Raw genomic sequence first — 14503 nt, forward strand, 5'->3', positions numbered from 1 at the left:
CGCCCGGCCTCCCGTTTAACCGCTTACGAAAACAGCAAAGGAGCAGGCAATTGGCGATGGAGTGGAACAGGCTGCTGAACCCGGGGCGGCTGTGCCGGCCGGATTACCCTGAAGCGCCGGGGCGCGAGGCCTATTTGCAGGACTATGACCGCATTCTGTTCTCCGAGCCCTTCCGCCGTCTGGCCCAGAAGACCCAGGTGCATCCGCTCTACAGTCACGACCATGTGCATCACCGGATGATCCACAGCATGGAGACCTGCAGCGTCGGGCGTTCTCTGGGGGCCGGCGTCGGTCAGGCGCTGCTGGCAGCAGAACGCATCACTCCGGATCAGGTTCTGCGCATTGCCGGCCACGTGCAGGCCGCCTGCCTGCTGCATGATATCGGCAACCCGCCCTTCGGCCATTCCGGCGAGGACAGCATCGGCGGCTGGTTCGCCGTGCAGTTCCGCGCGAAACAGGGGCTGGCAGCACAGGTGCCTGCGGACCGGCAGGCAGAATTTGCGCATTTCGAGGGCAACGCTCAGGGCCTGCGCATCGCCGGGCGGCTGGAAATGGCCCGGCGCGAGGGCGGCATGCGGCTCAGCTATGCAACGCTGGGTGCCTTTTTGAAGTACCCCTGTACCCGCCAGGTGCGGGACGCGGCCTGCGGCGGCGGCCCGGCGCCCTATGCGGGCCTCAAGAAATTCGGTGTTTTTGCCTCTGACATTGCACTGCTTGACGAAATCTGCGCGGCCACCGGCATGATCCGCGAAGACACAGGCTGGTACCGCCGCCATCCGCTCGCCTTCCTGGTCGAGGCGGCGGATGACATCTGCTACCGGATCATGGATATCGAGGACGCAGGCGCAGTCGGCGACCTGGATCGCGCCGACGTGGCCGCGGTGCTGGAGGACATCACCGGCAAGCGCAACCGTGAAGAAGACGCTGCCATGCCGCTGAATGACCGGGTCGCTTTGCTGCGCGCCTTGTCGATCGGCGCTGCCACCAGCGCTGCGGTGCAGGCGTTCATGGACAATTATGACGCCATCATGAGCGGCGAGTTCGACGGCGACCTGATTGGCGCTTCCGCCAAGGCAGATGCGTTCGCCGAGCTGCAGCGATTGTCGGTGGAGCGAATCTTTGCCGCGCGCCGCAAAACCGAGCTGGAAGTGGCAGGCCGCCACGTGCTGCATCGCCTTCTCGACCAGTTTCACGGGCTTTATGCCGATCTTGCTGCTTGTGAGTGGGATCAGGATCAGCTGGGCAACAAGCACAGCCATTGGAAGCAGCTGATCCGCGCTGTGGATTTGGATTTGCGCGGCGTGGAAGACCCGTACACGGCGATGCACTCGCTTGCCGACTTCGTTTCCGGCATGACCGACCGTTACGCGGTCAAGGTCCGGGACATGGTTACAGGCAGTCTGAATATTTGATCTGCTCAGTCATCTGAAACGAAAAAACCCGGCCATTGGCCGGGTTTTCTATTCGCGGAGCAAATGGTTCAGCCGATCGCGGCGGCTTTCACGTCTTCGTCAATGAACGGCAGGTACTGCTCGAAATTGTCGGAGAACATCTGCACCAGCTTGGCCGCCTGCGCGTCATATGCACCTTTGTCGTCCCAGGTGCGGCGCGGATCCAGCAGCATTTCAGGTACACCCGGCACGTCGACCGGCACGTCGAAGCCAAAGTTGGCATCCTTGCGGAATTCGACATTGGCCAGCGAGCCGTCCAAAGCTGCGGTCAGCAGGGCGCGGGTTGCCTTGATCGGCATCCGGCTGCCGGTGCCATAAGCGCCACCGGTCCAGCCGGTGTTCACCAGCCAGCAGGTCGCGCCGTGCTGGGCGATCTTTTCGCGCAGCAGGTTGCCGTAAACTTCCGGGCGGCGCGGCATGAAGGGGGCGCCGAAGCAGGTCGAGAAGGTCGGTTCCGGTTCGGTCACGCCGCGCTCGGTGCCGGCCACTTTGGAGGTGAAGCCCGACAGGAAGTGGTACATCGCCTGCGCCGGGGTCAGCCGCGAGATCGGAGGCAGCACGCCGAAAGCATCACAGGTCAGCATGATGATGTTTTTCGGGTGGCCGCCGCGAGCGCTGTCCGAGGCATTGGAGATGTAATGCAGCGGATAGGCACAGCGCATGTTGGCGGTCAGGCTGTCGTCGTTGAAATCCAGCTCCTTGGTCTCCGGATCAAACACCATGTTTTCGATCACGGTGCCGAATTTGGAGGTGGTGGCATAGATCTCCGGCTCTGCCTCGGCATTCAGGTTGATGGTCTTGGCATAGCAGCCGCCTTCAAAATTGAAGGTGCCGTTGTCGGCCCAGCCATGTTCGTCATCGCCGATCAGCACCCGGTCCGGGTCGGCGGACAGGGTGGTCTTGCCGGTGCCCGACAGGCCGAAGAACACGGCGGTGTCGACCGGGTTGCCCTTGGCGTGATTGGCGGAGCAGTGCATCGGCATGATGCCTTTCTCCGGCAGCAGGTAGTTGAGCAGGGTGAAGACGGATTTCTTGTTCTCGCCTGCGTATTCAGTGCCGCCGATCAGGATCATCTTGCGGTCGAAATTCATCGCAATGACGGTCTCGGAACGGCAATCATGCTTCTTGGGGTCAGCCTGGAAGCTCGGGCAGTTGATGACCGTGAAGTCTGCGATGAAGTCATCCAGGTCTTCGCGGTCCGGACGGCGCAGCATGGTGCGGATGAACAGGTTGTGCCACGCCAGTTCGGTCACCATGCGGACATTGATGGCATGGGCAGGGTCGGCACCGCCGACCAGATCCTGGACGTAATAGTCCTTGCCCTTCATATGCTCCAGCATGTCGGTGTAAAGCGCATCAAAGCCTTCCGGGCTCATCGCTGCATTGTTGTCCCACCAGATGGTGTCGCGGACGCTGTCCGACTTGACGACGTGTTTATCTTTGGGCGAGCGGCCGGTGAATTTCCCGGTGGTCACAAGGAAGGCGCCGCCATTGCCCAGCGTGCCTTCGCTGCGCTTCAGCGCGGCTTCGATCAGCGCGGGCTCCATGAAGTTGTAGAAGACATTGCCCAGACCCTCGATGCCCTGATCCTCGAGGCGGAATTGCGGGTTAACCCGTCCAGATGTCATACGTTTTTTCTCCTGTGGCGGCGCGGCTGCACGCAGGCTGCGGGGCTGCGCCAATGGGGCAATAGAACACGGCATCGCTGCCGGTGGCGGGGTCTTAACACGGCGTTTCGGGCGGTGAACAGGCCGGTTCCCCCGAGTTAGCGCCACCAAGGCGATGTTTAGCGCAACCATCAGTTTAAGCCTGCGCCGGTGCCTGCTTGTTCAGCAGGCGCTAAGGTATTTTTGCCCCAATTGAGACCAAAGATCGCCCTGATTCTTTAAATGGGATTGATTCGGGGCACCATAACGGCGATGAAAGTGCTAAAAAACAACACAGAACAGAGCAGATTAGGGGCAATTCCGATGTCAAAAATTGCATTGGTAGATGATGACAGGAACATCCTGACATCCGTTTCCATGACGCTTGAGGCCGAAGGCTTTGAGGTGGAAACCTACAACGACGGCCAGGCGGCGCTGGACGCATTCAACAAGAAGCTGCCGGATATGGCCGTGCTGGATATTAAAATGCCGCGGATGGACGGCATGGATCTATTGCAGCGGCTGCGCCAGAAATCCCAGATGCCGGTGATCTTCCTCACCTCCAAGGATGATGAGATCGACGAGGTTTTGGGTCTGCGCATGGGCGCCGACGATTATGTGAAAAAGCCGTTCTCGCAGCGCCTTCTGGTCGAACGGATCCGGTCGCTGCTGCGCCGCCAGGAGGCGATCAACAGCGACGCCGCCGGAACCGCCTCGCCCGAAACCAAGGTGATGGAACGCGGCAATCTGCGGATGGACCCGCTGCGCCATGCGGTCAGCTGGAAGGGCAATGATGTGTCGCTGACTGTGACCGAATTCCTGTTGCTGCAGGCGCTGGCCCAGCGGCCGGGTTTTGTCAAAAGCCGGGACCAGCTGATGGATGTGGCCTATGATGATCAGGTCTATGTGGACGACCGGACCATCGACAGCCACATCAAGCGCTTGCGCAAGAAAATGCGCACGGCAGACACGGATTTTGCGGCAATCGAAACCCTTTATGGAATCGGTTACCGTTATAACGAAGAATAAGCGGCACGTTTAAGCGGGGCTGTTTGCCCCCGGGGCCGAAGGAGTGGGCGCGCATGCGCGATACCAGCATTACGCAACGCCAGCAGGACGGCGATGTTGTTCTAGGGGAAGACTGGGTCACCCCGGAACAATCCGTCACGCGTGAAATGCAGGTCAAGCGCGCGCGCCGGGGGCTTTTGTCGCTCAAGGGTTCGCCGCTGACCCGGAAGATCATCACTTTCAACCTGATCGCATTGATCATTCTGGTCACCGGGATCCTGTACCTGAATTCCTCGCGTCAAAGCCTGGTCCAGCAGCGGGCGGGCACTCTGGTATCCGAAGCCATGCTGGCGGCGGATGTCTTTGAAGCCGAAATGCCGGCCGCAGGCGCGGTCAGCTTCGTTGCAGGTGACGGCATCCAGGTCGAGGACACCCTGGCGCGGCTCAGCCTGCGCGGCGGCGTCGAAGCCTTTGTGTTCGACACCACCGGCAATCTGATTTCCAGCATCAAGGGCGTGGACCGCAGCGATGCGCTGAACGTGTTGAATGACAGCGGCCGAAGCCGCACGCTGATCAGCGACGGGCTGTCGGCCATTTGGGGCATTGCGGATGGCGGCGATGCGGCAGCCGAAGATGCCGCCGCTTTGGGGCCGTCCTTAGAGGAACGGCTGGGCGGTTTGGTTGACCGGGCGATGAGCGGCGGCACCGGCATTGAAACTGTGGTGGACACCACCGGCAGCCGGGTGATTTCCGCGGCCACGCCGATCATGCATAACGGCAGGGCAGTCGGCGTTATCGCGCTGACGTCCCCCACCGGCGAGGTGGACGCTTTGGTGCGCGGCGAGCAGGAGCGCGTGCTGCAGATGTTTGTCGTCGCCCTGCTGGTTTCGGTCGGGTTGAGCTTGGTGCTGGCCTCGACCATCGCCAACCCGCTTGCCGATCTTGCCGAGGCTGCCGAACTTGGCCGCGAGCGCGGCAGCCGCAAGTCAAACCCGGGACGGATCCGGATTCCGGACCTGTCTGCCCGGCCGGATGAGATCGGCCGCCTCAGCCGGGCTCTGCGCGGGATGGTCAAGGCGTTGTACTCCCGGATCGACAGCAACGAACAGTTTGCAGCCGACGTGGCGCATGAAATCAAAAACCCCCTGGCCAGCCTGCAGTCGGCGGTCGGCACATTGCGCATGGTTCACCGTGATGACCAGCGCGAGAAGCTGATGGATGTGATTGAACACGATGTTCGCCGCCTCGACCGGCTGGTCAGCGACATTTCCAACGCGTCGCGGCTGGATGCCGAGCTGGTCAAGGAGGAAGAAGAAGACTTCGATCTGCTGGCCATGCTGGGCAATCTCAACCAGTACTTGGGGGAAGACGCCCGCACCAAGGGGATCGATTACATCACCGACCTTCCGGCCCAGCCCATTCAGTTGCAGGGCCTTGAAGCACGATTGGCGCAGGTTTTTGTCAATCTGATCACCAATGCGATCTCGTTCTGCGAAGAGGGTGACGCCATTCGCGTTTGGGCCCGGCGCCGTGCCAACCGGGTGCTGATTGTGGTTGAAGATACCGGCCCGGGCATCCCGGACCAGGCGTTGTCGAAGATTTTCAAACGCTTTTACTCACAGCGCCCGGTGGAGCATTTCGGCAATAACTCAGGACTCGGTCTGGCGATCTCGAAGCAGATTGTCGAGGCGCACGGCGGCGTGATCTGGGCCGAAAATATCCGTCCGACAGAAGCCGACGTCACCTCCGAGCCCTTGGGTGCGCGGTTTGTAGTTGGTCTTCCGGTGTAACCATGCCTGATACCGAAAGCCTTATCCTGCATGCCTCCTGCGTCGCGCTGGAGGGGCGGGGGCTTTTGATCACGGGAAATTCCGGGCAAGGCAAATCCGCTTTGGCACTGCAGCTGATGGCTTTTGGCGCGCAGCTGGTGGCGGACGACCGGGTGCTGCTGCAGCTTTTGGACGGGCAGGTTGTGGCCAGCGCGCCAGAGCCGATCCGCGGACTGATCGAGGCGCGGTTTATGGGGCTGCTGCACGCGCAGATCCGCAGCCCTGTGGCGGTTGCTGCACTGGTGGACCTGGATGAGGCCGAAACTGAACGCTTGCCGATGCGGCACAGCACGCAGTTGCTGGGGCAGGAGGTGCTTCGGGTCAAGCGCGTGGACGGTGCGCATTTTGCTCCGGCGCTGATGCAGTATCTCAGATGCGGAGCTTTGGACCCCGATGCCTGAGGCAGAGCAAAAGGCGGTCCCGGCGGTGCTGGTCACCGGCCCCTCCGGAGCGGGCAGGACCACGGCGATCAACGTGCTTGAAGATCTTGGCTTTGAGGCGATCGACAACCTGCCGCTGCGGCTGCTGCCGGGGCTGATTGATGCAGCTGCGGCTCCGCGGCCGATGGCATTGGGGCTGGACAGCCGCAACCGGGATTTCTCGCCGCGGGCGCTGCTGGATGTGATCGACATGCTGTCCGGCCGCCGCGAGGTAGAGCTGACGGTGCTCTACCTTGATTCGAAAGCTGACGTTTTGCTGCGGCGCTACTCCGAGACCCGCCGCCGCCATCCGCTGGCACCCGCGGAATCTCCAGGCGAAGGCGTGCGCCGAGAGCTGGATCTGATGGCGCCGATCCGTGACCGTGCTGATATCCTGCTGGAAACTTCGGATATGAATGTGCACCAGTTGAAGGCAGAGATCGAACGCTGGTTTGCGCCTGAAGGCCGCGCGCTGGCGCTGTCGGTGCAAAGCTTCTCTTACAAACGCGGGATGCCGCACGGAATTGACATGGTGTTTGATTGCCGTTTTCTGGCCAACCCTTATTGGCAGCCCGGTTTGCGGCAGTTCAACGGCATTGATCAGGCTGTGCAGGACTTTGTACGGGCCGACGACAGGTTCACCCCTTTCTTTTCCCGGGTGCTGGACCTCACCCGTCTGCTGCTGCCGGCTTACCGGGAAGAGGGGAAGTCGCATTTTTCAATCGCCTTCGGCTGCACCGGCGGGCAGCACAGATCGGTAACGATGGCGGAAACCCTGGCCAAGGCCCTTGCGGAAGACGGCCTGCAAGTGTCAATTAGACACCGCGAGCTGCAAGGCCAGCAAAAGAAGTGAGAGGCCGGGTTGATCGGGATTGTGATCGTAGCGCATGGCGAGCTGGCAAGGGAATACCTTGCCGCTGTGGAACACGTTGTGGGCCCGCAGCCCTGCCTGATGGCCATCGGCATCGGACCCGAGGACGACAGGGACAGCAAGCAGGACGAAATATGCTCGGCTGCGAATGAAGTGGACACCGGCGACGGGGTCGTTGTGGTCACCGACCTGTTCGGCGGCTCGCCTTCCAACCTCAGCCTGAAGGCATGCGCCCCGGCGGATCGCCGTATTCTGTACGGGGCCAATTTGCCGATGTTGATCAAACTGGCGAAATCCCGCCACTTGCCGGTTGCCGATGCAGTCCGGCAGGCAATGGAGGCCGGGCGCAAGTATATCAACGCGCAAAACGTTAACCCTGACGGGGAGCAAGCACACTAAATGGCTCTGAAGACGCTGGAAATCATCAATGAAAAGGGGCTGCACGCCCGCGCCTCGGCCAAGCTGGTAGAGGTTGTAGAAGGGTTTGACGCCACGGCAGAAGTTATCAAGGACGGCCTGTCTGCCTCTGGTGACAGCATAATGGGTCTTTTGATGTTGGCAGCCTCGAAAGGAACGACTATTGACGTCGAGACTTCGGGGCCCGATGCTGATGCGCTGGCGCATGCGCTGGAGGCCCTGGTGGCCGGCAAGTTCGGCGAGGGCTACTAGGCCCGCGCCGGCAGCGGAACGGGAAAAACACTTTGGCGGATACCGCACACGACAGGAATACCGGCGTCGCGCCGGAAACCGCTGATCAGACGGGCGAGGTCTATGACCGCCGCACGCTGACCTATGCCAATTCCTTTGACGACCGCTGGACCTCGCTGGCGATCAAGACCATCGAATGGCTCACCGGAAAACTGACCATCCTGCGTATGGTCAGCAAGTTCGAAAAACAGAATGCAGAGTACCGCGGTCAGAAGTTCTGGCGCGGAGCCCTCAATATCATGGGCATTGAACTGCAGACACCGGAACAGCAGATCAACAACATTCCCAAGGACGGGCCTGTGGTGATCGTCGCCAACCATCCGCATGGAATGGTCGATGGCATGATTTTTGCCGACCTCATCGGCCGCCGCCGCCTGGATTACCGGATCCTGACCCGCTCGGTGCTGACAGGGCTGGACGAGGCCGCAACTTCCTTCATGATCCCGGTGCCCTTCCCGCATGACCCCGAAGCGCAGCGCAAGATGGTCGACATGCGGGCAAAAACCATGACTTTCCTCAAGGATGGCGGCGCAGTGGCGTTGTTCCCGTCCGGCGTGGTGATGTCCTCCGACAGCTGGTTCGGCCCCGCGATTGAACGTGAATGGAATGTCTTCACTGCCCAGCTGATCCGCCGTTCTGGCGCCCGGGTGGTGCCGATCTACTTCCCCGGCCACAATTCCCGCTGGTATCAGATCGCCTGCCGGATTTCCCCGATCCTGCGCCAGGGGCTGCTGTTGCGCGAAATCGTGCGTTCCTGCAATAAGCCGCAAGCGCCGGTTGTGGGTGAACCGCTGACGGACGCGCAGATGGAACAGCTGCAAAGCGATCCGCGGGGCTTTATGGCCTGGCTGCGCGAACATACCCTGAGCCTCGGCAAAAAAGGCTAAGCCTGTCTTATCACCGGGAAAGGCTAAGCCTGTCTTATCACCGGGCCGGAAACAGAAAAGCGCCCCGCGGGGCGCCTTTTTTGTTCCCTCTACCGTGTCGGCACCGGCGTTTCCCCGCGATAGTCATAGAAGCCGCGCTGGGTCTTGCGGCCCAGCCAGCCGGCCTCGACATATTTGGTCAGCAGCGGGCAGGGGCGGTATTTGGTGTCTGCCAGCCCGTCATGCAGCACGTTCATGATGGCCAGGCAGGTGTCCAGACCAATAAAGTCCGCCAGCTCCAGCGGACCCATCGGGTGGTTGGCGCCAAGTTTCATCGATTCGTCGATCGATTTGACCGAACCAACGCCCTCATACAGGGTATAGACCGCCTCGTTGATCATCGGCATCAGGATCCGGTTGACGATGAAGGCCGGGAAGTCCTCGGCGCTGGCAGAGGTCTTGCCCAATCGTGCCACGACCTCCTGGCAGGCCGTGAATGTCGGCTCATCCGTGGCAATTCCGCGGATCAGCTCGACCAGCTGCATGACCGGCACCGGGTTCATGAAGTGGAAGCCCATAAAGCGTTCCGGCCGGTCGGTGCGGCTGGCCAGCCGGGTGATAGAGATTGACGAGGTGTTGGAGGTCAGGATCGTGTGCGGCAGCAAATGCGGCAGCAGATCATCAAAGATCGCTTGTTTGACAGTTTCCCGTTCGGTGGCCGCTTCGATGACCAGATCGGTTGCGCCGACATCTGCAAGCTTCAGTGAGGGCGTAACGCGGGCCAATGCAGCCTTTACGTCTGCCTCCGAGATTTTTCCCTTGCTTGCCTGGCGTTCCATGTTCTTGAGAATAAGGCTCAGGGCGCTGTCCAGCGCAGGCTGGCTGACATCATTCAGCACGACCTCGTACCCGGCAAGCGCCAGAACATGGGCAATGCCATTGCCCATCTGCCCGGCGCCGATCACTCCAACCTTCTGAATTTCCATGCCTCAGGCTCCCGAAATATCTGCGGCAACCTTACTGGCGGGCGAAGGGCAGGCACAAGGGCGGCTGGGGCTGATTTGAGGCAAATTCTCACTTTAGGGAATTTGCAATGCTTGCGCGGCAAGGTGAGTCTCGGGTGAAAAATTGGTGGTGAAATGAGCTATGAACTCAAAAGCGCGGGGGCGCTTTCGGGGGAACCATGCAGATACGGGCAATCCAGACTGTTGGTCCGGGGCCCGCAGCGGTCCCTGGAAGATCCCTATGTTGCCTTTCTTGGTGGAACCGAAGTTTACGGGCGATTCGTTGAATTTCCCTTTGTCGACTCCCTGCAAACCCAGCTTGGACTGGATTGCATCAATCTGGGCAGTGTGAATGCCGGGCTGGACAGTTTTGTGCAGGATGATTCCCTGATCGGTATCGCCAGACAGGCGGATGTATCAGTGGTGCAGATGCTGGGGGCGCAGAACATCTCAAACCCCTACTACCGGGTGCATCCACGCCGCAACGACCGGTTCCTGCAGGCCCATGCGGCCCTAAAGACGCTTTATCCCGAAGTGGATTTTACGGAGTTTCATTTCAACAAGCATCTGCTGTGCACCCTGCGTGAAATCTCCAGCCAGCGGTTTGAGCAGGTGCAGGAACAGCTGCAACGCAGCTGGATAGAGCGGATGAGCGTTTTGATCGAGGCACTTGATGGCCGTGTTCTGCTGCTATGGCTCCGTTATGAATTGGATGCCGAAGCCGGATTTCCAGAAGAGCCGGTCCTGGTAGACCGTTCCATGGCCGATGCCTTGCGCCCCAAGGTTCAGGGGGTGCTGGAGTTCAGAGCCTCTTCGGCGGCAATGGCACAGGATATCGCCGGCATGATCTTTGGCCAGATGGAATTACCCGCCGCCCGCCACATGATTGGCCCGAAGGAACATCTGCGGATCGCCGATGCGCTGGCTGACCGCCTGTTGCCGCTTGTTCGTAAATAGGAACAGCGCCAGTGGCGGAAGCAAAAAAGGCCCGCCGGATGGCGGGCCTTTCCTGATTGATTAGCTGTCGAACAGGGCTTAGCCCAGTTTTGCGGTCAGGGCCGGGACGGCTTCGAACAGGTCGGCAACCAGGCCGAAATCAGCAACCTGGAAGATCGGTGCTTCTTCGTCCTTGTTGATCGCCACGATGACCTTGGAGTCCTTCATGCCGGCCAGGTGCTGGATCGCACCCGAGATGCCGATGGCGACATACAGGTCCGGTGCAACAACCTTGCCGGTCTGACCGACCTGCCAGTCGTTCGGGGCGTAGCCCGAATCAACCGCGGCGCGCGATGCGCCAACTGCGGCGCCCAGCTTGTCGGCCAGGGTTTCGATCAGTTTGAAGTCATCCTCGGAGCCAACGCCGCGGCCGCCGGAAACAACGATACCGGCCGAGGTCAGCTCGGGACGGTCGCTTGCGGCAACCTTGTCTTCAACCCACTCGGACAAGCCCGGGTTTGCTGCAGCCGAGATGCTCTCAACCGAAGCCGAGCCGCCGTCACCGGCTGCATCAAAGGATGCGGTGCGGATCGAGACGACTTTTTTGGCGTCTTTCGACTTCACGGTCTGGATCGCGTTGCCGGCATAGATCGGGCGCTCGAAGGTGTCGCCGTCGACAATGCCGGACACGTCCGAGATCACCATCACGTCCAGCAGCGCGGCAACGCGCGGCAGAACGTTCTTGGCGTCGGTGGTGGCTGGCGCGACGATGTGCTCAAAATCGGAGGCCAGGCCTGCGATCAACGCCGCGGTCGGCTCTGCCAGGCGGTGGCCCAGCGATGCGTCCTCGGCAACCAGAACCTTGGCAACGCCTGCGATCTTGGCAGCTTCTTCGCCGGCCGCAGCAGCAGAGGCGCCAGCGGCCAGAACGGTCACGTCGCCCAGCGATGCGGCAGCGGCCACGGCTTTTGCGGTTGCGTCCAGCGCCAGCGCGCCGTCGGTCACTTCAGCAAGGAGAAGAACAGCCATTACACAGCCCCCGCTTCTTTGAGTTTCTCAACCAGCTCGTCGACGGAACCGACGATGATGCCTGCGGCGCGGGCCTCCGGCTCTTCGGTCTTGACGATTTCCAGGCGCGGGGTGACGTCGACGCCGTAGTCGGCTGCGGTCTTTTCGGCCAGCGGCTTTTTCTTCGCTTTCATGATGTTCGGCAGCGACGCATAGCGCGGCTCGTTCAGGCGCAGGTCCACGGTGATGATGGCGGGCATCTTCACGGAAATGGTCTGCAGGCCGCCGTCGACCTCCCGGGTCACCTTGGCGTTGTCGCCTTCGATGTCCAGTTCAGAGGCAAAGGTGCCCTGGGACCAGCCCAGCAGCGCCGACAGCATCTGGCCGGTTGCGTTCATGTCGTTGTCGATTGCCTGCTTGCCGCAAAGCACGACACCCGGCTGCTCTTCCTCGACCACTTTGGCCAGGATTTTCGCAACGGCCAGCGGCTCGATGTCGGTGTGCACGTCGTCGGCTGCAACCACCAGGATGGCGCGGTCCGCACCCATCGCCAGCGCGGTGCGCAGGGTTTCCTGGGCCTGCTTCACGCCGATCGAAACCGCAATCACCTCGTCGGCCTTGCCGGCTTCTTTCAGGCGGATCGCCTCTTCGACGGCAATTTCGTCGAAGGGGTTCATCGACATCTTCACGTTGGCGAGATCGACACCGCTGCCGTCCGCTTTGACGCGGACCTTCACGTTGTAGTCAATCACGCGCTTGACAGGCACAAGTACCTTCATTTTGCGTTCTCTCCTTAACAAACGGCAAGCCGCCTTTGGGCGACTCCCCTCCATGCTCTCGCTGCGTTGATACCGGCTGGTGTGCGTCTGCAACAGGGCAAAATCGTCACGTTAGCGCACGCCGACGTCGCGTTTGCTTATTTGGAACATCATTTTTGCAAGAATGTTTCCGGAGGGAAATCAGCCTGCCGGATTGGCGCTGCCGCGGGCGCGAAAATGACGCGTTGCCCGCGGGATCGGCCGAAAACCGGCGTGAAATCGCGAATCAAGCCGGTAGCTGGGGAATTAGCGGTTGGCGCCGGGAACCCACAAAACGTCGTCCTTGCCGCCGTTGTTCGCCATGCGGGCGGCGACAAAGAACCAGTCGGACAGCCGGTTCAGGTATTTCACTGCTGCCGGGTTCACCTCTTCAGCGGTGCTTAGATCTGTAGTCAGCCGTTCGGCGCGGCGCGCGACGGTGCGGCAGACGTGCAGATGCGCCGCCAATTTTGATCCGCCCGGCAGGATGAAGCTGCGCAGCGCTTCCAGTTCCTTGTTCATCACGTCGATTTCGGCTTCCAGCCGCTCGACCTGTGCGACGGCAACCCGCAGCGGCGGGTATTCTGCATCCGCGTCTTTTGCCATTTCCGGCCGGCACAGGTCGGCGCCCAGGTCGAACAGGTCGTTTTGGATCCGCGCCAGCGCTGCATCCATGTCGCCGTCTGCTTCCAGCCGTGCGACGCCGACAAAAGAATTCAGCTCATCCGAGGTGCCATAGGCATTGACCCGCGCCGAATGCTTGGCAACGCGATCACCGTTGCCCAGAGCGGTCTCACCCTTGTCGCCGGTGCGGGTGTAAATCTTGTTCAAAACGACCATTGCCGGTTATCCTCCCTTGCTGCGCAGGTAGACGTAGGCCAGCAGCACCGCCACTGCAATGAACTGAAACAGGATACGCAGCCGCATCATCTTGTTTGCGTTCTTGCGGTTGAACTCGCCGCCCTTGCCAAAGCCGCCGATGCCGACGACCAGTGCCACAACCACGGCGGCAACGGCTGCCAGTCCCAGATAATACAGCGGATCGCTCATCTTGTCCCCCAAAGGCGCATCAATTCTGTTGCCTCCCTCTACCCTGCGTCAGGGCCATTGGCGACTGCGAATCCGCTATCCGAGCTTCACCAGGATGCGGTCAATTGCCCTTGTGCTGAGGATCCGGCGCAGAAATCCGGCGATATGGGTGGGGGTGGTGACGTAATAGCGTTCGCGCGGACGGCGGGATTCGCAGGCGTGCGCCAGCTTCGATGTCACGGCTGAGGCCGGCAGTTCGAACCGGTCCGGTCCATTGCTTTCATACAGCCGCTTCAGCAGGCGCGATTCGTAAAGCTCCCGCAGCGGCGACGCCTGCCAGTCGATGAAGCGTTCGAAATGCGGGATCGACTTCTCGCGAATCTTCGACGTGACCGGTCCCGGCTCAATAAGCACCATATGGATCCCGGTGCCCCGCAGCTCCACGCGCAGCGTGTCGGTCAGCCCTTCCAACGCGTATTTCGTCGCCACATAAGCGCCGCGCCAGGGAAAGGTGACAAAGCCGAGGATCGAGGAATTCTGTACGATCCGCCCGTGCCCCTGCTTGCGCATCACCGGAATCACCTGCCGGGTCAGCTCGTGCCAGCCAAAGAAATTAGCTTCGAAAATTGTGCGCAGCGCGTCGGTCGGCAGATCCTCCACCGCGCCGGGCAGCCCGTGGGCGCCATTGTTGAACAGCGCATCCAAAGTGCCGCCCGTGGCCGCCAGTACTTCGGCCAGGCCTGTTCCGATGCTGGCGGGGGCGGTGTAATCGATGCGCGGGCTGTCAAACCCCTCGGCGCGCATCCGGTCGCAATCGCGCTGCTGGCGGCAGGAGGCAAACACCCGCCAGCCGCGTTCCCGCATACCGCGCGCCGCATCCAGGCCGATCCCAGAGGAGCAGCCGGTAATCAGAATGGTTTTCTTCATGTGA

At 61.1% G+C, this 14503-nt stretch carries 16 protein-coding genes; 9 read left to right on the forward strand and 7 right to left on the reverse strand.

Annotation, left to right across the window (positions count from 1 at the left end; genetic code table 11):
• Positions 1–56 precede the first annotated feature (56 nt).
• Positions 57–1412, forward strand: a complete 1356-nt coding sequence (gene dgt / locus ETW24_RS00820) for a dGTP triphosphohydrolase (protein ID WP_129369340.1) — start codon at positions 57–59, stop codon at positions 1410–1412.
• A 68-nt stretch (positions 1413–1480) separates the two neighbouring features.
• On the opposite strand, the gene ETW24_RS00825 is transcribed toward dgt, so the two are convergent.
• Positions 1481–3079, reverse strand: coding sequence for a phosphoenolpyruvate carboxykinase (locus ETW24_RS00825; protein WP_027257306.1), 1599 nt, complete (start codon positions 3077–3079; stop codon positions 1481–1483).
• A gap of 342 nt (positions 3080–3421) precedes the next feature.
• Here ETW24_RS00825 and ETW24_RS00830 point away from each other — a divergent pair, with 342 nt between their 5' ends.
• The 7 genes from ETW24_RS00830 to ETW24_RS00860 are packed head-to-tail and all read left to right on the forward strand — an operon-like array spanning position 3422 to position 8819.
• On the forward strand, positions 3422–4126 hold the full coding sequence (locus tag ETW24_RS00830; RefSeq protein WP_129369341.1) for a response regulator transcription factor: 705 nt from the start codon (positions 3422–3424) through the stop codon (positions 4124–4126).
• Between the two features lie 53 nt (positions 4127–4179).
• On the forward strand, positions 4180–5895 hold the full coding sequence (locus ETW24_RS00835; RefSeq protein ID WP_129369342.1) for a sensor histidine kinase: 1716 nt from the start codon (positions 4180–4182) through the stop codon (positions 5893–5895).
• Positions 5896–5897: 2 nt separating this feature from the next.
• Positions 5898–6335 (forward strand): HPr kinase/phosphorylase, encoded by a 438-nt coding sequence (locus ETW24_RS00840; RefSeq protein ID WP_129369343.1) that lies wholly within the window; start codon positions 5898–5900, stop codon positions 6333–6335.
• Complete coding sequence (gene rapZ / locus ETW24_RS00845) at positions 6328–7206, forward strand: RNase adapter RapZ (protein WP_129369344.1); 879 nt, start codon at positions 6328–6330, stop codon at positions 7204–7206. Before ETW24_RS00840 ends, rapZ begins: the two co-directional genes overlap by 8 nt.
• Before the next feature lie 9 nt (positions 7207–7215).
• Positions 7216–7623 carry a PTS sugar transporter subunit IIA gene (locus ETW24_RS00850; protein ID WP_129369345.1) on the forward strand — a complete coding sequence of 136 codons (408 nt, stop codon included), beginning with the start codon at positions 7216–7218 and terminating at the stop codon, positions 7621–7623.
• Positions 7624–7893 (forward strand): HPr family phosphocarrier protein, encoded by a 270-nt coding sequence (locus tag ETW24_RS00855; protein ID WP_129369346.1) that lies wholly within the window; start codon positions 7624–7626, stop codon positions 7891–7893.
• Between the two features lie 32 nt (positions 7894–7925).
• On the forward strand, positions 7926–8819 hold the full coding sequence (locus ETW24_RS00860; RefSeq protein ID WP_129369347.1) for a lysophospholipid acyltransferase family protein: 894 nt from the start codon (positions 7926–7928) through the stop codon (positions 8817–8819).
• 89 nt (positions 8820–8908) lie between these two features.
• Here ETW24_RS00860 and ETW24_RS00865 read toward each other — a convergent pair whose 3' ends face one another.
• Positions 8909–9784: a 3-hydroxybutyryl-CoA dehydrogenase gene (locus ETW24_RS00865; protein ID WP_129369348.1), complete on the reverse strand. Its 876-nt coding sequence runs from the start codon at positions 9782–9784 to the stop codon at positions 8909–8911.
• 153 nt (positions 9785–9937) lie between these two features.
• Here ETW24_RS00865 and ETW24_RS00870 point away from each other — a divergent pair, with 153 nt between their 5' ends.
• Positions 9938–10759 carry a DUF6473 family protein gene (locus ETW24_RS00870; protein ID WP_129369349.1) on the forward strand — a complete coding sequence of 274 codons (822 nt, stop codon included), beginning with the start codon at positions 9938–9940 and terminating at the stop codon, positions 10757–10759.
• A 78-nt stretch (positions 10760–10837) separates the two neighbouring features.
• Here the strand turns inward: ETW24_RS00870 and ETW24_RS00875 are convergent, their stop codons facing one another.
• The 5 genes from ETW24_RS00875 to ETW24_RS00895 all read right to left on the reverse strand — a co-directional run bounded on the left by ETW24_RS00875 (position 10838) and on the right by ETW24_RS00895 (position 14499).
• On the reverse strand, positions 10838–11767 hold the full coding sequence (locus ETW24_RS00875) for an electron transfer flavoprotein subunit alpha/FixB family protein (protein WP_129369350.1): 930 nt from the start codon (positions 11765–11767) through the stop codon (positions 10838–10840).
• Positions 11767–12525, reverse strand: coding sequence for an electron transfer flavoprotein subunit beta/FixA family protein (locus ETW24_RS00880; protein WP_129369351.1), 759 nt, complete (start codon positions 12523–12525; stop codon positions 11767–11769). The genes ETW24_RS00875 and ETW24_RS00880 overlap by 1 nt, the downstream gene beginning before the upstream one ends.
• A gap of 285 nt (positions 12526–12810) precedes the next feature.
• Positions 12811–13383: a cob(I)yrinic acid a,c-diamide adenosyltransferase gene (locus ETW24_RS00885; RefSeq protein WP_129369352.1), complete on the reverse strand. Its 573-nt coding sequence runs from the start codon at positions 13381–13383 to the stop codon at positions 12811–12813.
• Between the two features lie 6 nt (positions 13384–13389).
• Positions 13390–13593, reverse strand: coding sequence for a twin transmembrane helix small protein (locus ETW24_RS00890; RefSeq protein WP_129369353.1), 204 nt, complete (start codon positions 13591–13593; stop codon positions 13390–13392).
• 75 nt (positions 13594–13668) lie between these two features.
• Positions 13669–14499, reverse strand: coding sequence for an SDR family NAD(P)-dependent oxidoreductase (locus tag ETW24_RS00895; RefSeq protein ID WP_129369354.1), 831 nt, complete (start codon positions 14497–14499; stop codon positions 13669–13671).
• Between the last annotated feature and the right edge of the window lie 4 nt (positions 14500–14503).

Source organism: Leisingera sp. NJS204 (assembly GCF_004123675.1).
GTDB lineage: Bacteria > Pseudomonadota > Alphaproteobacteria > Rhodobacterales > Rhodobacteraceae > Leisingera.